The 20,593-nt window shown below is 60.3% G+C and carries 14 protein-coding genes and 1 tRNA gene; 6 read left to right on the top strand and 9 right to left on the bottom strand.

Annotated features, from left to right (window positions below; translation table 11 throughout):
- Positions 1-2 precede the first annotated feature (2 nt).
- On the bottom strand, positions 3-1,070 hold the full coding sequence (locus tag GGR30_RS19905) for an ABC transporter ATP-binding protein (RefSeq protein WP_183490265.1): 1,068 nt from the start codon (positions 1,068-1,070) through the stop codon (positions 3-5).
- A 392-nt stretch (positions 1,071-1,462) separates the two neighbouring features.
- On the opposite strand from GGR30_RS19905, the gene GGR30_RS19910 reads away from it, so the two are divergent.
- Positions 1,463-2,482: a LacI family DNA-binding transcriptional regulator gene (locus GGR30_RS19910; protein WP_183490268.1), complete on the top strand. Its 1,020-nt coding sequence runs from the start codon at positions 1,463-1,465 to the stop codon at positions 2,480-2,482.
- Positions 2,483-2,728: 246 nt separating this feature from the next.
- On the opposite strand, the gene mmsB is transcribed toward GGR30_RS19910, so the two are convergent.
- The 4 genes from mmsB to chvE (GGR30_RS19930) form a co-directional block, all read right to left on the bottom strand.
- Positions 2,729-3,922: a multiple monosaccharide ABC transporter permease gene (mmsB, locus tag GGR30_RS19915; protein WP_183490327.1), complete on the bottom strand. Its 1,194-nt coding sequence runs from the start codon at positions 3,920-3,922 to the stop codon at positions 2,729-2,731.
- Positions 3,923-3,934: 12 nt separating this feature from the next.
- The gene (gene mmsA / locus GGR30_RS19920; RefSeq protein WP_183490271.1) at positions 3,935-5,455 is read right to left on the bottom strand and encodes a multiple monosaccharide ABC transporter ATP-binding protein; all 1,521 of its coding nucleotides are present in this window, start codon (positions 5,453-5,455) and stop codon (positions 3,935-3,937) included.
- 78 nt (positions 5,456-5,533) lie between these two features.
- Positions 5,534-6,607, bottom strand: a complete 1,074-nt coding sequence (chvE, locus tag GGR30_RS19925) for a multiple monosaccharide ABC transporter substrate-binding protein (protein WP_183490274.1) — start codon at positions 6,605-6,607, stop codon at positions 5,534-5,536.
- A gap of 404 nt (positions 6,608-7,011) precedes the next feature.
- A complete protein-coding gene (gene chvE / locus GGR30_RS19930) occupies positions 7,012-8,085 on the bottom strand; it encodes a multiple monosaccharide ABC transporter substrate-binding protein (protein WP_183490277.1) in 1,074 nt (357 codons plus the stop codon).
- 434 nt (positions 8,086-8,519) lie between these two features.
- Between chvE (GGR30_RS19930) and GGR30_RS19935 the strand changes: the two genes are divergently transcribed.
- From GGR30_RS19935 to GGR30_RS19945, 3 genes are all read left to right on the top strand, one after another.
- Positions 8,520-8,596: transfer RNA gene (locus GGR30_RS19935), tRNA-Arg, on the top strand.
- 329 nt (positions 8,597-8,925) lie between these two features.
- The gene (locus GGR30_RS19940) at positions 8,926-9,834 is read left to right on the top strand and encodes a COG3904 family protein (protein ID WP_183490280.1); all 909 of its coding nucleotides are present in this window, start codon (positions 8,926-8,928) and stop codon (positions 9,832-9,834) included.
- A 172-nt stretch (positions 9,835-10,006) separates the two neighbouring features.
- A complete protein-coding gene (locus GGR30_RS19945; protein ID WP_343066525.1) occupies positions 10,007-11,125 on the top strand; it encodes a PQQ-dependent sugar dehydrogenase in 1,119 nt (372 codons plus the stop codon).
- A 48-nt stretch (positions 11,126-11,173) separates the two neighbouring features.
- Here GGR30_RS19945 and GGR30_RS19950 read toward each other — a convergent pair whose 3' ends face one another.
- Entirely contained in the window at positions 11,174-12,280 is a 1,107-nt protein-coding gene (locus GGR30_RS19950) for a DUF1176 domain-containing protein (RefSeq protein WP_183490283.1), read from the bottom strand.
- 566 nt (positions 12,281-12,846) lie between these two features.
- Between GGR30_RS19950 and GGR30_RS19955 the strand changes: the two genes are divergently transcribed.
- Positions 12,847-13,062 (top strand): cold-shock protein, encoded by a 216-nt coding sequence (locus tag GGR30_RS19955; protein ID WP_024708202.1) that lies wholly within the window; start codon positions 12,847-12,849, stop codon positions 13,060-13,062.
- A gap of 670 nt (positions 13,063-13,732) precedes the next feature.
- Here GGR30_RS19955 and rpoD read toward each other — a convergent pair.
- The 3 genes from rpoD to GGR30_RS19970 form a co-directional block, all read right to left on the bottom strand.
- On the bottom strand, positions 13,733-15,787 hold the full coding sequence (gene rpoD / locus GGR30_RS19960; protein ID WP_183490285.1) for an RNA polymerase sigma factor RpoD: 2,055 nt from the start codon (positions 15,785-15,787) through the stop codon (positions 13,733-13,735).
- Positions 15,788-16,217: 430 nt separating this feature from the next.
- A complete protein-coding gene (dnaG, locus tag GGR30_RS19965) occupies positions 16,218-18,173 on the bottom strand; it encodes a DNA primase (protein ID WP_183490288.1) in 1,956 nt (651 codons plus the stop codon).
- 135 nt (positions 18,174-18,308) lie between these two features.
- Complete coding sequence (locus GGR30_RS19970; RefSeq protein ID WP_183490291.1) at positions 18,309-18,761, bottom strand: GatB/YqeY domain-containing protein; 453 nt, start codon at positions 18,759-18,761, stop codon at positions 18,309-18,311.
- Between the two features lie 339 nt (positions 18,762-19,100).
- On the opposite strand from GGR30_RS19970, the gene carA reads away from it, so the two are divergent.
- Positions 19,101-20,309: a glutamine-hydrolyzing carbamoyl-phosphate synthase small subunit gene (gene carA / locus GGR30_RS19975; RefSeq protein ID WP_183490306.1), complete on the top strand. Its 1,209-nt coding sequence runs from the start codon at positions 19,101-19,103 to the stop codon at positions 20,307-20,309.
- The last annotated feature ends 284 nt before the right edge of the window (positions 20,310-20,593 follow it).

The raw sequence follows: 20,593 nt of genomic DNA on the forward strand, positions 1-20,593 counted from the left end.
CCTCAATTGAGCCGAGCGCCGCTTTCCGTGTCGAAAACATGCATGCGTGCGGCGTCGAAGGCAATTTTTACCTGCTGATTTCGCTCATGCGGCACGCGTTCCGGGGTGAGCAGCAGAACCTGGTCGCCGCCGGCCGTCATCGTCGCATGGGTTTCGGAGCCCGTGGTCTCGGTGAACTCGATCACCGCCTCGGTTCCCTCGTCGGCAAAGGAAACGTTTTCCGGGCGCACGCCGATGGTGACCGCAGCGCCGACTTCAACGCCATCAACCGCCGGCAGGGGCCAGAGCGCCCCGCCCCTGCTGCGCAGCGCCAATGCGCCGTTGTCGTCCTCGACCTTACCCTCGATGAGGTTCATGCCCGGCGCGCCGATGAATCCGGCGACGAAGACATTCTGCGGCCGGTCGTAAAGCTCGAGCGGCGTGCCGACCTGCTCGATCACGCCGGCGCGCATCAGAACGATGCGCTCGCCCATGGTCATCGCTTCCATCTGGTCATGGGTGACATAGATCATCGTCGTCTCGAGCCGGCGATGCAGCGCCTTGATCTCGGCGCGCATCTGGGCGCGCAGCTTGGCGTCGAGGTTCGACAGCGGCTCGTCGAAGAGAAAGGCCTCCGGATTGCGCACCAGCGCCCGGCCCATGGCGACGCGCTGTTTCTGCCCGCCCGAAAGCTCGCTCGGATAGCGCTCCAGTTCCTCGGTCAGCCCCAGCATCTCAGCCGCTCGTTCGACCGCCGCATCGCGTTCGGCGCGGGAGATGCCGGCCATGCGCAGGGCGAAAGCCATGTTCTTGCGCACGCTCATATGCGGATAGAGGGCGAAATCCTGAAACACCATGGCGATGTTGCGCTGTCGCGGCTGCATCTTGTTGGCAACCTGGCCGTTGACCATCACCTCGCCCCCGGTGATCTCCTCAAGCCCCGAGATCATCCGCAACAGCGTCGACTTGCCGCAACCGGAGGGGCCGACAAGAACGACGAATTCGCCATCTGCGATGTCGAGATCAAGACCGTGGATGACCTGGCGCTGGCCATATTTCTTGACGATGTTGCGCAGCGTGAGACTGGCCATTGTCTTTCTTACCTCCGGGGGGCGCGTGTTTGCGACCCGCCTTAGCCTATTTTTGCCGATGATGAAATTGCCCGGCGCAAACGGCACGCGTAAACCGCGCCGTTTTTTTTTGCCGGGATCAGGAACCAAACGGAAGATTAGAACGTTTTAAAAGTCTCCAGATAAGCTGTATCATCATAAGACGGCGGTCTGGGACAGGGTGCGACCCGCCCCGGCACAGGGAATCTGTGCCGGGGATGCTTTCTTCCAGTCGCGCTGAACGTACCATCGCCGGCCGGCCAAACCCATCAAAGCTTCAGCAACAGCGATGCCAAAGGCAGATGAACGCCATTGGACCACTGGTCATGCCCGCGCGACTGTTCTACGAGAGCAGCAACGGAGCAGGCAGAACGATGGCGACGATCAAGGATGTAGCGAAGGCCGCTGGCGTATCGGTGACGACAGTTTCGGCCACGATCAATGACAGCGCGCCGGTCAGCGCGCATTTGCGCGCCCGCGTCAATGCCGCCATCGCGGCCGTCGGCTATGTGCCAAATCCGGTGGCGCGGAACCTGCGGCTCGGCCGCTCCCGCCAGATCGGCCTGCTGGTGCCCGATATCGCCGCGCCTTATGCGGCAGGCTTCGCCCGCAGCATGCAGATGACACTCTCCGACAAGGGCTATGCGATGTTCCTTGCCTCGAACGGCGGAGACCCGGCGCGCGAGTTAACCGACATCGCCCGCATGAACGACCACCAGGCAGCGGGCCTGGCGTTGTTGCCGGCCGGCCTTGGCGCGCGCTACGCCGAGACCCTTGCTGCGGCAATCAAATGCCCGACCGTGATCATCGACCGCGTCATCGGCGGCGCGCCGTTTGACTGCGTCGCGGACGACAATGCGCTCGGCGCCCGACTGATCGCCCGCCACCTGCTGAAGCTCGGCCACCGCGACATTGCCGTGATTGCCGGACGCACCGGAAATTCGGTTTCCGACGAACGGCTGGAGGGGATCCGTGCGACGCTTGCCGAGGCCGGGCACCCCATTCCCGAAAATCTCATCTGTCGGGATCACCCGCGCGAGGATCAGGCCCTGCGCGCCACGCAGGACCTGATGTCGCGCCGGGAGCCCCCGACGGCAATCGTCACGATCGACACGGTTCAGACGCGCGGCGTGCTGCAGGGCCTGAAGTCGATGGGACTGAAGGCGCCGGATGACGTATCGCTGATTTCATTCGACGGACTGCATTTCTCGGCGGGCTTTGACCCGGAAATCACATCGCTCGACCAGGACATTTCCGCAATCGCCGAAGCCGCCGCCGAGATGTTGATCGGGCGGCTGGAAGCCGGTGGCGCCGCCGGGCGTGAAACCCCGCCGCGCCTTCTCCGCCTGCCGCCCCGCCTGATCGTACGCGCGTCGTGCCGGCGGCCGGGCTGAAGTGGGGTGCGGACGGCAAAAGGCTAGCCCAGCCGTAATCCGTCACCCCGGACTTGATCCGGGGTCCAGGGCGACAAGACGCCGATTACGCCGGCGGCTTGAAATTGACAGCCTTTGATACTTGGCTCCGGATGCCGGCTCAGGGCCGGCATGACGGAAATGGAGGCGAGGATTACCACCAAAATGCCAAGGGGCAGAGCGGAAACCGCCCTGCCCCTTTGGATTGTCAGACCGTGGCTTTCGCCGTCAGGCCTTGTTCTTGTTGTAGACGTCGAAGACGACGGCGGCGAGCAGGACAAGGCCCTTGATCACCTGCTGGTAATCGATACCGATGCCCATGATCGACATGCCGTTGTTCATGATGCCCATGATGAAGGCGCCGACAACCGCGCCGACGATCTTGCCGACGCCGCCGGACATCGACGCACCGCCGATGAAGACGGCCGCGATGACATCGAGCTCGAAGCCGTTACCGGCCTTCGGGGTTGCGATGTTGAGGCGGGCAGCGAAGACGAGACCGGCAAGGGCTGCGAGCATGCCCATATTGACGAAGACGATGAAGTTCAAACGTCTCGTGTTGATGCCGGAAAGGGCTGCCGCCTTCTCATTGCCGCCGATTGCATAGACGCGGCGACCGAAGGTCGTGCTTTCGGTGATGAAGGTGTAGATCACCGTCAGGACCGCCATGGAGACCAGAACGTTTGGCAGGCCGCGGAACGAGGCGAGCTTCCACGAGACGAACACCAGAACCGCTGCCACGATGATGTTGCGCCCGAGGAAGAAGGAATAGGGTTCATCTTCGATGCCATAGGCAACATTGCGCGAGCGAGCCCGCCAGGCGAGATAGACGATCGCGGCGGCAGCGATAATGCCGGCTGCAAGTGCCGTCATATTGGGCCGGCCGACACCGAAGATATCCGGCACGAAGCCCGTGGACAGAAGCTGGAACGAACTCGGGAACGGACCGACGGACTGGCCGTTCAAAAGCCAGAGCGACAGGCCGCGGAAGATCAGCATGCCCGCCAGCGTCACGATGAAGGAAGGGATCTTCCAGTAGGCGACCCAGTAACCCTGCCATGCGCCGATCAGCATGCCGGCGAAGATGCAGACGAAGATCGTGACGATGACCGGCACGTTCCATTGCACGATCAGAACGGCGGCAAGCGCGCCGATGAAGCCGACAATGGAGCCGACCGACAGGTCGATATGCCCCGCCACGATGATCATCAGCATGCCAAGCGCCATGATGATGACATAGGAGTTCTGCAGGAACAGGTTGGTGATGTTGACCGGGCGCATCAGAACGCCGTCGGTCACGATCTGGAAAAACGCGATGATGACAATCAGGGCAAGCAAAATGCCGTAGTCGCGCATGCGAAGCGTCAGGTAGGAGCGAATCGAGGGTTTGCTCTGGCCTGCATTTTCCTCAGGAGTATTCATCGTCATCTCTTTCTATTTTCTGACAATGAAGGACATGATGCGTTCCTGGCTCGCCTCTGCGGCGTCCAGTTCTCCCACCAATGCCCCCTCGTTCATGACGTAGATGCGGTCGCACATGCCGAGCAGTTCCGGCATTTCCGACGAGATCATCACCACGCCGCGGCCTTCGGCTGCAAGCTGGTTCATCAGAGAGTAGATCTCGAATTTCGCGCCGACATCGATACCGCGCGTCGGCTCATCGAGGATGAGCACGTCCGGCTGGGTGAACAGCCATTTCGACAGAACGACCTTCTGCTGGTTGCCGCCGGAAAGATTGACCACGCGCTGGGCGACCGTCGGCGTGCGGATATTCATCGCCTTGCGATAATATTCCGACGTCTTGGTCTCCTCGGCCGTGTTCAGAACGCCGTATTTGGAAACGCCCGGAAGGTTTGCGAGCGTGACGTTCTTGGTGATCGGCTCGTCAAGCACGAGCCCGAGTGCCTTGCGGTCTTCAGTGACATAGGCAAGCCCCGCGAAAATGGCCTTCGGAACGGTCGAGACATCAACCTTCTGACCGCCCAGCCAGACCTCGCCAGAGATGTTGCGGCCATAGCTATGGCCGAAAACGCTCATCGCGAGTTCGGTGCGGCCTGAGCCCATCAGGCCCGCGATACCGACGATCTCGCCGGCTCGGACGTTGAACTTGACGTTCTTGATCACCTTGCGATCGGCATGTTCGGGATGCCAGACGGTCCAGTCCTTCACCGACATCAGCTCTTCGCCGATATTGCGCTCGCGGTCGGGATAGCGGTTTTCCATCGCCCGGCCGACCATGGCCTGGATGATCTTCGCCTCGCTGACCTCTTCCTTGCGGCAATCGATATCGGCAACGGAGGAGCCGTCGCGGATGACGGTGATGCTGTCGGCGACCTGTTCGACCTCGTTCAGCTTGTGCGAGATCAGGATCGAGGTGATGCCCTGCTGCTTCAGTTCCAGAAGCAGGCTCAGAAGCTTTGCGCTGTCGCTTTCCGAAAGGGCGGCGGTCGGCTCGTCGAGGATCAGGAGCCGCACGTCCTTCGACAGAGCCTTGGCGATCTCGACAAGCTGCTGCTTGCCGACGCCGATCTTTTCGACGAGGGTTGCGGGCGGATCCTTCAGCCCGACTTTCTTCAGCAGTTTTTCGGTGCGCTGATAGGTATCCGGCCAACTGATCACACCGGTCTTGGCGACTTCGTTTCCGAGAAAGATATTTTCGGCGATCGACAATTGCGGAACCAGGGCAAGTTCCTGATGGATAATGATAATGCCCTTCTTCTCGCTGTCGGAAATGCCACCGAACGTCGCCAGTTCGCCGGCATAATGGATCTCGCCCTCATAGCTGCCATGGGGGTAGACGCCTGAAAGGACCTTCATCAGCGTCGACTTTCCGGCGCCGTTTTCGCCCACAAGCGCGTGAATTTCACCTTCTTCTACAGCGAGATCGACATCACTCAACGCTTTCACGCCCGGAAAGGTCTTTGTGATTTTTTTCATTTCGAGCAATGTTGTCATGACACCCTCACCCGGCTGGCGTCCGGCGCCGCCGCCGACCAACACGGTCGGCGACAGGCCCCACGCGAACTCTCGGGGTTATTTTTCGATCTGCTGCATGGTGTAGTAGCCGCTGTCATCGACCAGGATCTGTTTCCAGTTTTCCTGGGTCACGGCGACGGGTTCCAGCAGATAGGAAGGCACGACCTTGTCACCATTGTTGTAGGTCGACGTGTCGTTGATTTCCGGCGCTTTGCCTTCGGAGATCGCCTCGACCATGCCGACGGTGACTTCGGCCAGCTTGCGGGTATCCTTGAAGATCGAGGAATACTGCAGGCCTTCGATGATCGCCTTCACGTTCGGAAGGTTCGAGTCCTGGCCGGTGATGATCGGCATCTTGAGATCGCCGGAACCGTAACCGAGGCTCTTCAGCGACGAAATCGCGCCCATGGCGAGGTCGTCATTGGAAGCATAGACGCCGTGTAGCGGCTGCTGCGTGTAATAGGCCGACAGCAGGTTGTCCATGCGGGCCTGGGCGGCGGCGTTCGACCAGTTCAGCGTGCCGATCTTGTCCATGCCCATCTGGCCCGACGGGATGACGATATCCCCGGAATCGATCAGCGGCTGGATGACGGACATGGCGCCGTTGTAGAAGAAGTAGGCGTTGTTGTCGTCCGGCGAACCGCCGAACAGCTCCACATTCCAGGGGTGAACGTCGGGGAAGCGGGCCTTCAGGCCTTCAACCAGGCTGTTGCCCTGGATCACGCCGACCTTGAAGTTGTCGAAGGTTGCGTAATAGTCGACATTCGGCGTGTTGAGGATCAGGCGGTCATAGGCGATCACCGGAATGCCGGCGGCAGCAGCATTGGCGAGCGGAGCCGTCAGCGAACCACCGTCGATCGCGGCAATCACGAGGACGTCGACGCCCTTGGTGATCATATTCTCGACCTGTGAAAGCTGAGCGGGGATTTCGTTTTCGGCATATTGCAGGTCGGTCTTGTAACCGGCTTCCTCGAACTGCTGAACCATGGACGCGCCGTCCTTGTTCCAGCGGTCCAGACCCTTGGTCGGCATGGCAATGCCGACATAGCCCTTGTCTGCCGCGATCGCCGGTACGGCGAGCGCCGCGACGGCCACGCTTGCGGCGGCAAGCATAGAGATAACGCTTTTCATGTCTCTCTCCCAATTGGAGGCCTCAGGCACCCGGCCAGGACCTCAACTTGAATGTGGTGCCCACCGGTTGAAACGCTGATGAGCGCCCTTCCGGCTCCTTCCGCAAGGCCCCCGGCAATCGCCGAATTTCGACCATTGCGGACGAGGTGACGATACAATGTGAGGCACGTTAGTCAAATCAATTTATTCGATTTAAACTTATTTGTGCGGCGCAAATTTCTTCTTTCTGACAAACGTCATAACTGTACATTTGTCGTCATTTTTGCGATTAGACCGTACTTAATAACACAACCCGGCAATACTGCACTTGCGAACAAATGCCTTGACCGGAAAACAACTGGAGACGGCGGTTTCCGACCGGAAAAAGGCGGAGCAAGCGCTCCGCCTCTTCTTGTTGTCAGGACTTATTCCTGGATCTGTTCCAGCGTGTAGTAGCCGCTCTGGTCGACCAGGATTTCCTTCCAGTTCGAACCATCAACCGCGACCGGCGCCAGAAGGTATGACGGCACGACCTTGACGCCGTTGTCATAGGTTTCGGTATCGTTGATTTCCGGTTCTCCGCCTTCGAGCAGCGCCTGGACCATGCCGACGGTGACGCGGGCAAGCTCGCGGGTATCCTTGAACACGGTGGAGTACTGCTCGCCCATATTGATCGACTTGATCGAGGGCAGCTCGGCGTCCTGACCGGTCACGATCGGCATTTTCTGATCGCCGGAACCGTAGCCGACGCCCTTCAGCGACGACAGGATGCCAATGGAAAGACCATCATAGGGCGAAAGCACGCCATGGATTGTCTCATCGGTATAGTTGGCCGAAAGCAGGTTATCCATGCGGGCCTGAGCAACCGCGCCGTCCCAACGCAGGGTGCCCACCTGATTCATGCCCATCTGGCCGGAAACGATATCGATCTTGCCGTCATCGATCAGCGGCTGCAGCACCGACATGGCGCCGTCATAGAAGTAATAGGCGTTGTTGTCGTCGGGCGAACCGCCGAAGAGTTCGACATTCCAGACATCTTCTTCAGGGAAGCGCTCTTCGAGACCCTTGACGAGGCTGGAGCCCTGCTGGACGCCAACCTGGAAATTGTCGAAGGTCGCGTAATAATCGACGTCTCCGCTTTCGCGGATCAGGCGGTCATAGGCAACGACCGGAATGCCGGCCGCGGCCGCATTGGCCAGTGCGTTGGACAGCGTCGTGCCGTCGATCGAGGCGATGACCAGGGCATCGACGCCCTTGGTGATCATGTTTTCGATCTGCGACAGCTGGTTGGGAATATTGTCCTCGGCATATTGAAGGTCGGTGCTGTAACCGGCCTCCTCGAACTGTTGGACCATGGATTCGCCGTCGGAAATCCAGCGGGCGGACGATTTCGTCGGCATCGCGATGCCGATCGTGCCCTTATCCTGCGCAAAGGCCGGCACGGCGAAGGATGTCACTGCCATTGCCGCGACGGCGAATGCAGATACTACGAGTTTCATATCTCTCTCCCAATTCACGAAACATGCGTTTCGTCTGCCCCCGCACCGGACGCATGATCCGGTGTATTCCGCCCTCCCGACGGGCCGAGACGAAGCCTTGAGCAGGGTGCAGATCGCGTTTCGAAACTCGTTCAAGGGGCGTGGGGTGTCAAATTGAGAACGCCGAAGCAGATATACCAATTCTGCTATAATTCACGTGGAGCGCTTGTTAACATTATGGCAAATATGTCTTTTTTCTGGCCACCCAGTTAAGTCAGCTTAAGTTGACTTAGACTTTAGTCTATAGACTCCTCCGTTGCCGCGCCGCGTCCGGAAAGCCTCATTTCGGGACGTTCGTCGTTTCGCGAGGCATTTATGTTTTTTGAGATTGATGCGCGCGGCAAGCTGCGCTAAACAACGCGACAATGCGAGGCTATCGACGCGGCCTTGCGAAAGCGCCCGTAGCTCAGCTGGATAGAGTGTTGGATTCCGATTCCAAAGGTCACAGGTTCGAATCCTGTCGGGCGCGCCACTGATCTCTCCTCGCCCAGTCGCGATCGTTCATCGCTTCGTTCCAGAGTGGCGGCCTGCCCCGGCCGACGCGCTTTCATACCAATCATCCCCGCACCTCGGACAGCAACAATATAAAATAAAATCAATAACTTAAATGTTATTTTTTTCCAAATCTGGTCGTCGTCTTGTCGCAATTGGTCTCCCGACCTCGTGACCCGATATTTCTGCCAAAGGCGTAATGTGTGCGGCCTTTTGGCGACCGTGATTTGCCCCCCTTCGAGATAAGCGCTAAAAACCAAGGCAGTATACCGTTCCGGCTGAAGAAAATGGGATACGGCAGGGGGAGGCATGCTGATCCACAAAGTCAGGCGATACCTGACCGCGCATTGGCGCGGCGAACAGGGGCTTGCATGGTCGTTCTGGATCAACCTTGTCCTTATTCGCGTTCTGGTGTTGCTGCTGCAGGACTGGCTCCGCCCGGGCAAGGGGCAGAATTTCCATGACACGCAGCTATTTGTCCTGCTTTTGGTATTGCTCTTTCATGGCGTCCTCTTTGTCTGGCAGGCCGTTGGCGTCATTCGCGCCGCTGAGCTCTATGGTCGCACCACCGGATACATGGCCCCGGTCTGGGGAACTCAGATGGCTTTGGTCCTGGCCGTCTTCTGGGTCATGACCTACGCCTTTGATGCCTGGCACATGACGCGCCCGGCTCCCGATAACTTGAGACGTCAATATGCCGTTGAGGCTGAGGCTGAACGCGCGGAAAAATACAGCATCGAGCCGACGCCGGATGGGCAGTCACTGACCTTGACCGGTTCGCTGGAGCTTGGGATCACCAACCATCTCAAACACCAACTCGATGCCTATCCGGATGTGAAACAGATTATCCTGGCCAGCACCGGCGGCAATATCTACCAGGCGAGAGGCTTGTCGAATACGATCAGGCAGAATGGTCTGAACACATTGGTCGTCTCGGAGTGCAGCTCGGCCTGCACGACTGTCTTCATCGGCGGAATCAAACGACAACTGTCGTCCGGAGGCAGGCTTGGGTTCCACCAATACCGGATTGACGCCGACTATGCCGTCCTGAATGCGGACCCCTTGCGCGAACAGGACAGGGACCGCACGATCTTCCTTCAGGCAGGGGTTGCTGCCTGGTTCCTCGACATGATGTTCGACAGCCGCCCTTCAGACATGTGGTATCCTGACTTGCCTGAACTGATGGAAGCGCATGTCGTGACAGATGTCGCGCCCTAGCGCATCGGCCCGAAAATCCGCGCACACCCCGGCGCCTTGCATCCCGCACGGGCCCCATTCTTTCATCACGCCTCACGATCTTGTGTCTCCGCCCTTCCTTGCTGGCGGCCTGTCGGGTTCTAGCTCTTCTGGCAGAGACCTTTAAACGCAGATCTGCCGCAGGAGGCCACCCGTGATTTTTTCCCTATCCAAGTCCGTGATGACAGCAGCGCTTGCCGGGCTGATACTGTCGACCGCTTCCGTCCGCGCCGAAACACCCCCGCATGAAGTTGAGGAAATCGCTTCGGGACTTGCCAACCCATGGTCGGTCGAGCCTTTTGAAGATGGCGGCTACCTTGTGAGCGAACGCCCTGGACGGCTGAATATCATCGACCCGGACGGCACCATTCGCCAAGTCTCCGGCCTTCCGGATATCCATGCTGCCGGTCAGGGCGGCCTTCTTGATCTGGCGCTCGACCCGGATTTTTCCGACAATCAAGTGATCTACTTCACTGCTTCGATCGCCGGCGACGGCGGCCAGGGTACCGCGGTCTTCCGCGCAACCCTCGATCGCGCGGCTGCGGAACTGAGCGCCGTCGAGCAGATCTTCGCCATGAACCGTTTTACCGGCACCAACCGCCATTTCGGCTCGCGCATCGCCATAGACAACGACGGATACCTCTATTTCGGCATCGGCGACCGGGGCGAGAGCGACCGCGCCCAGAACGCCGGCGACCATGCCGGCTCGATCCTGCGCATCCGGCCCGACGGCAGCGTGCCGGACGGCAACCCCTTTGCCGGCGATGGCGACGCTCTGGCCGAGATCTGGTCCATCGGCCACCGCAATCCGCAGGGGATCACCATCGACCCGGCAACCGGCATTCTCTATACCGTCGAGCATGGCGCGCGCGGCGGCGACGAGATCAACATTCCCGAGGCCGGCGCCAATTACGGCTGGCCGGAAATCTCCTACGGCGTGCATTATTCCGGGGCAAAGATTGGCAAGGGCACCCATGCCGAGGGCTTGGAACAGCCGCTCTATTACTGGGACCCCTCGATCGCGCCCGGCGCCATTGCCGTCTATCGCGGCGACATGTTTCCCGAATGGGACGGCGACTTTCTCGTCACCGCGCTGAAGGACCGGCTGCTTTCCCATGTCGCGCTTGACGACAACGGCGTGCCGACGGCGGAAAACCGCCTGTTTGAAGATCGGTTCGGCCGGCTGCGCGACGTGAAGATCGCGCCCGACGGCGCCGTGCTGCTGACGACCGACGAGGCGAACGGACAATTGCTCAGGGTCTACCGACCCTGAACCGCGATGCCAGAGGGCTGCCGCTTCTCCCCGAATTGCGAAAGCGCTCTATTTCGTCTCGGAGGCTTCTTCGGCCTTTTCGGCGTGACGGCCGAGCGTCGACTGCCAGGTGACCGGCCAGTTGGCGGCGCCGACATCCTTGCCGTCGCAGGCGCTCTTGGCGCGCTCATGGGTGAGAACGAGCGGATTGCCGGTCGCCTGTTCATCGAGGCTCCAGTAATGCGCCAGCCCGCAATCGCCAAGCCCGCGCCCCAGATAGACCGATGAGAGCTTGCGGTTGTCGAGATCGAAATTCACGTTGTAGACCGTGTCGAGAACGGTGATGCCGGCCTCGCTGACATTGGGGAATTCGGCCCGGTGGAATTCCTGGTCCTTGCCGACATAAAGCTGGTAGGGCTGGTTATAGGCCCCGGACGGGCCGCAGGGCAAAAGCATGATGGTGCTGGCGCCGGCATTGAAACCGAAGGCATCGGCCTGATCGAGATGAGCCTCGTCCGTGTAGCAGACGCTGTTCTCGTCGCTCAGGTTCCTGAGTATCGACGGCGGCAGTTGCTTGTAAGTGTCGATCGACCAGACGCTGACGCTTTCGGGCGGAGCGCCGTCTCCCTTTTCCTCCAGCGCATCGGTGCGCCCCTTGCGGCCCTGCAGGTCATCGACGAATCGGGCGCCGTCGGAAAGCCCGGCAAGCGTGATGGTCGAGGAAAAATCGCCAAGCCCGCCGCTATAGGCAATCGTCGCGCTCGTTCCGGCCATCATCTTCTCAAACAATGCTGACAGAGCCGCCGGATCGCTGACGCCGAAAGTGCCGACGGCTTCGTCCTTGACGAGGTCAGCGATCGAGACGGCATAGGCGGCGGAACCGTCGATGCTGATATTGAATTCGCCCTTTGCGTCCCCTTTCTGGAAGAAGCCGGGCGGAAAGGGCAGGCTGAGGGAGAGCGGCGCGGAGGGATCGGCACTCCTGTGCCACTGGATCGCGGCCAGATCGGCATTGCCCTCGGGCGGCGCAGGCGGATTGAGCGAGATCGTGCAGACATAGGCGTTGTCACAACTGACGGCCCAGTCATCGATCTGGCGATACTCGAATGCGCCGGCAGGAAGACAGCCGAGCGTGAGGACGAAGGCGGCAAACGGTAACGACAGTTTTCGACGCATGGGCATCTCCCGGAAATCTCAAAAATCGCTTCGCGCACCGCCGGCGCGCTCTTGTCATCGGGGCTTCGCCGTCACCACTCACCTACACCAGCTTCAGGCCAAAAAGCTAGAGCCTCGACTGCAGCAACGGATGGCCTGCCGCCGGCCGGCACAGACCGTCTGCCCGGCACAAAGTCCGCACCAGTATATCCGCGATCGATGTTCTTGCCACCGCTCTGAATTGTCGTAACAAATACAGGCGGCGGCCCTGGTTTCGCTCGCCCTGTGCATCAAACGTCAAAGTTTCGCTTGCCAAATTCGTGTAAACACCGCATTCTGATCGCGTTCGGGCATTTTGCGAGCACGGGAAGACCATATAATCTCATGCGCGCCGGAAACGCTAACTTTCCGGGCGGCCTTTGAAGGATTTGGCCTGTAGTCGTGTTCAGGCCGTCCGAAGCCGCGGTAATAAAGGTACCTTTCCTCAAAATTCGAGAAACGCCTGCGCTGTCCATAAGGGCAAAACGAGCATTGGAATATCCGCCCATTTTCGTGCAAGCGGGGCGGTGAGAAAAGGACCTTGAAGTATGGCCGAAACTGGCACCGTGAAATTTTTCAATACCGATAAAGGCTACGGCTTCATCAAGCCGGACAATGGCGGCGCGGATATCTTTGTCCATATCTCCGCCGTGCAGTCTTCCGGCCTGACCGGACTGACGGAAAACCAGAAAGTCAGCTACGACACCGAGCCGGACCGTCGCGGCAAGGGCCCGAAAGCGGTCAACCTGCAGGTTACGGAATAAGTTTCTCCGGCCCTTGCGCCGGAAGCTGCGCCGAAGGTCCTGCCTTCGGCCTGCAAGACATGCACAGGCGCTTCGAGAAGCGGCGCCTGGGCTTTTGGGCTCTCCGCACGCACGAGGGAGCCGTCGTTTTCTCCGCTGGCCATGGCCCCATGCGGGGAATGCCTTTCGGCGCTTGCCGGACGCGCGAGTGCCGCTCGCTCCGGTCTTTGCCTCTCCTCCTCGCCCCCTTCAAGAGAACGCCGGCCAAGGCGAGACGGACAAGCGCGAGCTTGCCGATCAGAATCATCAAGTCGAGAATTCTGGCGCCGTCCATCCATCGATTTGCTCCGCGCCGTAGTGGAGCGACCATTTTCGCACCAACGCCGAACGGTTAAGCGCGAAAAACCCGGCCTTTCGGTCGCGTTTACCCTGTCGACAAACCCGTCCCCTTCGAACGTCATCCTCGGGCTTGTCCCAGGGATCTATCCACTACTCCGCACGGACGGCGTTGGCGGCCCGTAATAGTTCGTTTAAAATGATATTTTGCCCGATACGTTTGTCGTTTCGATACGTGCTTGGACCCTCGGGACAAGCCCGAGGGTGACGAAAGAGAGCGGGGTTTTCTTGGTCAGTAGACAAAAACCCGGCCTTTCGACCGGGTTCTCATCATTCTCAAACCGACATCCGCCGATCAGCTATCCAGGAAGCTCCTGAGCTTGCGGCTGCGGCTCGGGTGTTTCAGCTTCCTCAGCGCCTTGGCCTCGATCTGGCGGATACGTTCGCGGGTGACCGAGAACTGCTGGCCAACCTCTTCGAGCGTGTGGTCGGTGTTCATGCCGATGCCGAAGCGCATGCGCAGCACGCGTTCCTCGCGCGGCGTCAGCGATGCCAGAACGCGGGTCGTGGTCTCGCGCAGGTTCGCCTGAATGGCCGCGTCGATCGGCAGAAGCGCGTTCTTGTCCTCGATAAAATCGCCGAGATGCGAATCTTCCTCGTCGCCCACGGGCGTTTCGAGCGAGATCGGCTCCTTGGCGATCTTCAGCACCTTGCGGACCTTTTCGAGCGGCATGGAGAGCTTTTCGGAAAGCTCCTCCGGCGTCGGTTCCCGGCCGATCTCGTGCAGCATCTGGCGCGAGGTGCGGACGATCTTGTTGATCGTCTCGATCATGTGCACCGGAATACGGATCGTGCGGGCCTGGTCGGCGATCGAGCGGGTGATCGCCTGCCGGATCCACCATGTGGCATAGGTCGAGAACTTGTAGCCGCGGCGGTACTCGAACTTGTCCACCGCCTTCATCAGGCCGATATTGCCTTCCTGGATGAGGTCGAGGAACTGCAAGCCGCGATTGGTGTATTTCTTCGCGATCGAGATCACCAGACGGAGGTTGGCTTCCACCATCTCCTTCTTGGCGATGCGCGCCTCGCGCTCACCCTTCTTGACCATGTGAACGATGCGGCGGAACTCGGCGATCGAGATGCCGGTTTCGGTCGCAAGGCTCTGTATCTCGCTCCGGAGCGCCTTGATGTCGGCGCCATCCTGGCTGGCGAATTCCTTCCAGCCCTTGCCGGAAAGATTGCCGATCGACTTCATCCAGTTCGGATCAAGCTCGGCGCCGTGATAATGCTGCAGGAAGTCATCGCGCGAAACGCCGCGCTGGGTCGCCTTGCGCAACAGCTTGCCCTCGTTTTCGACGAGACGCTTGTTGATGTCGTAGAGCTGTTCGACCAGGAGGTCGATGCGGTTCTGGTTGAGCGACAGCGACTTCACCGCCGTGATCAGCCCTTCCTTCAGCTCCTTGTAGCGGCGCTCCTGAGCATTGGTCAGCGTGCCGGAAGCGGCAAGACGCGCTTCCACCTGCTGGTCCTGCAGCTTCCTGAGCTTGGTATAGGTCTCGGCGATCAGGTCGAGCGTTTCCATGACCTGTGGACGCAGTTCCGCTTCCATGGCGGCCAGGGACAGGTTGGATTCGTCCTCTTCGTCCTCGTCTTCTTCCGGCTGCACGCCTTCGCCGCCGACATCGGTAACGTCGTCGGAGCGTTTCTTGCGGGCCTGTTCCTTTTCCTCGGCCTTCTTGCGGTCGGCCTCGATCTTTTCCGGGCTCTGGAACTGCGGCGCAGCCTTGGCCTCGGGACCGGAATAGGTGGTTTCCAGATCGATGATCTCGCGAAGAAGCGTCGTACCCTCGTTCAGCTCGTCGCGCCAAATGATCAGCGCCTGGAAGGTCAGCGGGCTTTCGCAAAGGCCGGCAATCATCGTTTCGCGGCCGGATTCGATCCGCTTGGCGATCGCGATCTCGCCTTCGCGCGACAGAAGCTCGACCGAACCCATTTCGCGCAGATACATGCGCACCGGATCATCTGTCCGGTCGGTCGGTTCCTTCTTTTTGGTCTGCGCTACGGCCGTTCCGGTCGTCGTCGCGACTTCCGTGCTGTCGCTTTCGGAATTGCTGTCGTCATCCGAACTGTTGTCGCTTTCGCTGTCGTTATCGTTGTCGACCTCGTCCTCATCCTCAATCACGTTGATGCCCATGTCGGACAGCATCGCCATCGTGTCCTCGATCTGCTCGGAGGTCACTTCGGAGGACGGCAGGACGGAATTCAGCTCGTCCATGGTCACATAGCCGCGCTTCTTGGCGGCCTTGATCATCTTCTTGACGGCATCATCGGAAAGGTCCAGAAGAGGGCCGTCGGTTCCGCCTTCGCGTTCGGTTTCGGCTTCTTCGTTTTCCTTGACTTTTGTTGCCATAGATTTTGTTTCCCTGACGCTTAATGCCGTTATTCCACAGCGGCATTACCGGCAAATGATTAAGGACCCTTTGAGAGGGCCCGAACGAGCCGGCTTTCAAAACTTCAACCATGAACAGGACAGAATTCACCGTCGCGGAGCCTGTCACCCCGGGTGAACACTGTCCAGATCATGAAATTGCGCTGCGTTGTGCCATTCAAACTGGTGATTCCCAGATTTTCGCCATCCGTCAAGCGTCAAAACGGGTATCGCGCGATTTCATATCGTAAATGCGCTCCAAAAGCCACCCGCGTGACGCTTCTTGCGATGTCCGGACCGATGCAGCCTTCCTGACGGCCCGCGAGACTACATTTAGAACGAAGTGGGGGAAATACAAGTACCACCGCTCCTTCCGGTTTAGAATCGCGAAAAGCAACACCACCGCCGCTTGCTACCCCGTCGCGCCGGAGCGCCCGCCGCGCCCCGACATCAGCCCGAAACCCTCGATTTCCGCTTCCTGGTTGTCGATCCGGCTGATTTCGTTCTGCACGGTGATCAATGCCGGCATCAGTTCCTCCAGAAGCTCCAGATTGCCTTCCTCCGTAGCCTCGCCGATCTCGCGCTCGATCTCTGCCTTCTGGCGGGCTAGCGAGCGGGCGCGGTTATGCAGCGACAGCGCCTGGCGATAGACCTCACGCACATCCTCAAGCGCCGCGTCCGGCCCGGCGATCCAGCTTACATTTCGGCTAACATGGTTCTTGAGCTGATTGATCAGCGCACCGAAGCCCGCATCCTCAAGCCGCTGGCGAAGCCGTTCGCGACCGGCATCAGGCCTGGAGGCCTCGGCGAGAAAGGCCGGCCAGAAGGCCCGCATCTCGGCCGCGTCGAAGGACAGCGCTGCGATGCTGTCGAAATCCTCGCGCGCCAGTTCCGGGTGGGTCAGAAGGCAAAACACAAGCTGGCATTCCCGGAAAGTCAGCGTGGCGCCGGCCAAACGGAAACTTGCAAGCGGCGAGCGCGAAAGCCTTTCGGAAGGCGAGAAACCGCCCGTCCGTTGTGCCTCCAAGCCCCTGCCCCGGGCGCCTTTCGGCGGAAAACCGCCGCCGCGCGGGCCGCCGCGAAAACGCTGATAGAGCCGGTTGCGAAAATCCTGCTGATAGTGGCGGCGCACATTCTCGTCGCCGATGGTCTGCACAAGCGTGTTGATCCGCGCCTCGATCGCCGCGCGCCGTTCGGGCGTGGCGTTGTCGTCCTGGCCCGCCTCGCGCTCGAACACGGTGTCGGCAAGCGGACGCGCCTGACGCATGATCTGCTCGAACGCCTGCCTGCCGCCCTCGCGCACCAGATCATCCGGGTCCTTGCCCTCCGGCAGATAGGCGAACTTCAGCGAATGGCCGGGCTTCAGCAGCGGCAGGGCGACACCCGCGGCGCGATCGGCGGCGCGCTGGCCGGCGCTATCGCCGTCAAAGCAGAGCACCGGTTCGCTGGTCATGCGCCAGAGAAGCTGAAGCTGGTTTTCCGTCAGCGCCGTGCCAAGCGGCGCCACTGCGTTCTCGATGCCGGCCTGATGCAGGGCGATCACGTCCATATAGCCTTCGACGGCGATCACCGTGCCGGCGCCGTCCGCGCCAGAAAGCGCACGCCGCGCCCGGGCGAAGTTGAACAGCACATTGCCCTTGTGGAACAGTTCGGTCTCGTTGGAATTCAGGTATTTCGCCAGCGCATCGGGCCGCATGGCACGGCCACCGAAGGCGATCACCTTTTCACGCGAGGACAGGATCGGAAACATGATCCGGTCTCGGAAACGGTCATAGGAAACGGCGATGTCCGGCCCGTGGACGACGAGGCCGCAGGCCTCGATCTCCTGCCTTTCAACGCCCTTGGCGGCCAGGAATTCCTTCAGCGCATTGCGGCTTTCCGGCGCATAGCCGAGCCGGAACGTATCGATCGTGCGCGCGGAGAGCCCGCGTTCGCGCAGATAGGCCCTTGCCTTCGCGCCATCGCTCGCCTGCAGCCGATCCTGGAAGAAGGCGGCCGCAAGCTCCATCACATCGATCAGCGTGCGGCGCTTCTCCTCGCGCTTTTCGGCCTGAGGGTCCATCGCCGGCATTGGCACGCCCGCCATATCGGCGATGCGCTGCACGGCTTCGGGAAAGCTCATGCTGTCGAGATCGGTCAGAAAGCGGAAATGATCGCCGGAGACCCCGCAACCGAAGCAGTGGTAACGACCCTTGCGGTCCTCGCAGTGGAAGCTCGGCGTCTTCTCCCCGTGGAAGGGACAGCAGGCCCAGTAGTCGCCGCGCCCCGCATTGGTCTTCTTGCGGTCCCAGGAGACACGCTGGCCAATGACGCTCGAAATCGGCACTCGATCGCGAATTTCATCCAGAAATGATGGCGGAAAGCGCATCTGGCCCTCGTTTGCGCGGGCAGGGCTGACTGCCTGCGGATGAACAGCTTATGGCGCGGCGCACATGCCGCGGCACCATCAACGCGGGTTATCCTCCATATCCACGGAGTTATCCACAGCCCTGGAGCGCGGTTCTTATTTCAGCATTTCCTTGACGACGCCGGACGCCTTGGAGAAATCCATCTGGCCGGAATAACGGTCCTTCAGCGTCTCGATGCACTTGCCCATATCGCGCAGGCCCTGGGCGCCGGTTTCTTCAACGACGGAGGCGCAGACCTCGCGAATCTTTTCCTCGGGCAATTGCGCCGGCAGGAATTCGCGGATCACGGCCATTTCCTCGCGTTCCTGGGCGGCAAGGTCATGACGGCCCTTCTCTTCGTAGAGACGGGATGATTCCTTGCGCTGCTTCAACATTTTCAGCAGTATCTGCCCGATATCATCGTCGCTGACGGGATCCCTCCCGCTGGCGCGATGGGCAAGGTCACGGTCCTTGATGGCGGCATGAACCAGCCGCAGCGTGCAAAAACGAACCGGATCGTCGGCTTTCGAGCTATCTTTGAGTGCAAGTGCGAGTTTGTCGCGCAACATCAACCTACTCCTGGCAACGCCAGTTTTTTTGAGAACCTTCGCCGACACATGTCGACAAGCGGCGGCGTTTACCGAAAACGAGGACTGCGATCAAATTAAAAAACGGGCTCGTCATATAATTTGAGCAGATGCCACAAGTCTGCACCGAGAGCAATTGACCCGCAAGCAGCGTTTGACTATTTTCCCGCGACCGCATCAAAAAAAGGTCTGCCCGTCTCTCTGACCACCGGCGTCTCGCCGGACCGAAGAGTGAACCCGTTCGTGCGGGTCATATATAAGCGCAGGGCAGGCCTCGTTCAATCGGCCATGAGGCCGGCGAGGAACACGACAAGGATTAAGATGACGACCTCCTCCGCATGGATGACTGAAAAGCCGACGGCCGTTCTGGTTCTGGCCGACGGCACGGCGATTTTCGGCAAGGGTATCGGCGCAACGGGCCGTGTGCAGGCGGAAGTCTGCTTCAACACGGCGCTGACCGGCTACCAGGAAATCCTCACCGATCCGTCCTATCTCGGGCAGATCGTGACCTTCACCTTCCCCCATATCGGCAATATCGGCGCCAATGGCGAGGATATCGAGGACCTGACGCCGGCGGCCCGCCGCGGCGCGGTGGGCACGATCTTCAAGGCCGACATCACCCAGCCGTCGAGCTACCGTTCGGCCGGCCATCTCGACGCCTGGCTGAAGGCGCGCGGCATTATCGGCCTCTCGGGCATCGATACCCGTGCGCTGACGGCGTGGATTCGCGAGCACGGCGCGCCGAACGCGGTGATCGCCCATGATCCCGACGGCAATTTCGACCTCGATGCGCTGAAGGCGGAAGCCAAGGCCTGGGGCGGGCTCGAGGGCCTTGACCTCGCCGTCGTCGCCACCTCCGGCCAGTCCTCCCGATGGGACGAGACGCCCTGGGTCTGGAACGAGGGTTATGGCACGCTCGGCGAGGCGGATGCGAAATACCACATCGTCTGCATTGATTACGGCGTGAAGCGCAACATCCTGCGCCTGTTTGCCGGCCTTTCCTGCAAGGTCACCGTCGTGCCGGCGAAGACCTCGGCCGAGGACATTCTGGCGCTCACGCCCGACGGCGTGTTTCTCTCCAACGGTCCCGGCGACCCAGCGGCGACCGGCGAATATGCCGTGCCGGTCATCCGTAGCCTGATTGACAGCGGCCTGCCGGTCTTCGGCATCTGCCTCGGCCACCAGATGCTGGCGCTGGCGCTTGGGGCCAAGACCGTGAAGATGCATCAGGGCCACCACGGCGCGAACCATCCGGTGAAGGACTACACCACGAACAAGGTCGAGATCGTTTCGATGAACCACGGCTTCGCGGTTGATTCGGCCTCGCTGCCGGACGGCGTCACCGAAACCCATGTCTCGCTGTTCGACGGCTCCAATTGCGGCATCTCGCTTGCCGGCAAGCCGGTCTTCTCCGTCCAGCATCACCCGGAAGCCTCTCCGGGCCCGCAGGACAGCCACTACCTCTTCCGCCGCTTCATCAATCTCGTGCGCGAGAAGAAGGGCGAGGCGCTTCTGGAAGAGCGCGCGTAAGCGGCATCGGGTTCATTAAGTCCGAGGCGACAGACGTGATGCTCCTCGCCCCAGGACAAACCCTCGTCACCCCGGCCTTGAGCCGGGGTCCAGGGCCATGCGGGAAAACGTGGCGATTACTCCTGACGATCGCCGATATCCGAATGAAAATGATCCAGTGACGCGATCGCGCAAACGACGCGTTGCCAAGCCGCCCTGGCAACTGTATTGTTTTGTACCTGTTCAGGCTGGTTTGTACATGGTCTGATCTCTTAGCATTGCGTTTGCAAGGGTTAGGATTTTTC

This window comes from Martelella radicis (assembly GCF_014196625.1).
GTDB classification, from domain to species: Bacteria; Pseudomonadota; Alphaproteobacteria; order Rhizobiales; family Rhizobiaceae; genus Martelella; species Martelella radicis.

Bases quoted from the DNA above. Each gene is read 5' to 3' on its own strand.
- GGR30_RS19905 (WP_183490265.1), bottom strand. From the start codon at position 1,070: ATGGCCAGTCTCACGCTGCGCAACATCGTCAAGAAATATGGCCAGCGC.
- GGR30_RS19910 (WP_183490268.1), top strand. From the start codon at position 1,463: ATGGCGACGATCAAGGATGTAGCGAAGGCCGCTGGCGTATCGGTGACG.
- mmsB (WP_183490327.1), bottom strand. From the start codon at position 3,922: ATGAATACTCCTGAGGAAAATGCAGGCCAGAGCAAACCCTCGATTCGC.
- mmsA (WP_183490271.1), bottom strand. From the start codon at position 5,455: ATGACAACATTGCTCGAAATGAAAAAAATCACAAAGACCTTTCCGGGC.
- chvE (WP_183490274.1), bottom strand. From the start codon at position 6,607: ATGAAAAGCGTTATCTCTATGCTTGCCGCCGCAAGCGTGGCCGTCGCG.
- chvE (WP_183490277.1), bottom strand. From the start codon at position 8,085: ATGAAACTCGTAGTATCTGCATTCGCCGTCGCGGCAATGGCAGTGACA.
- GGR30_RS19940 (WP_183490280.1), top strand. From the start codon at position 8,926: ATGCTGATCCACAAAGTCAGGCGATACCTGACCGCGCATTGGCGCGGC.
- GGR30_RS19950 (WP_183490283.1), bottom strand. From the start codon at position 12,280: ATGCGTCGAAAACTGTCGTTACCGTTTGCCGCCTTCGTCCTCACGCTC.
- GGR30_RS19955 (WP_024708202.1), top strand. From the start codon at position 12,847: ATGGCCGAAACTGGCACCGTGAAATTTTTCAATACCGATAAAGGCTAC.
- rpoD (WP_183490285.1), bottom strand. From the start codon at position 15,787: ATGGCAACAAAAGTCAAGGAAAACGAAGAAGCCGAAACCGAACGCGAA.
- dnaG (WP_183490288.1), bottom strand. From the start codon at position 18,173: ATGCGCTTTCCGCCATCATTTCTGGATGAAATTCGCGATCGAGTGCCG.
- GGR30_RS19970 (WP_183490291.1), bottom strand. From the start codon at position 18,761: ATGTTGCGCGACAAACTCGCACTTGCACTCAAAGATAGCTCGAAAGCC.
- carA (WP_183490306.1), top strand. From the start codon at position 19,101: ATGACGACCTCCTCCGCATGGATGACTGAAAAGCCGACGGCCGTTCTG.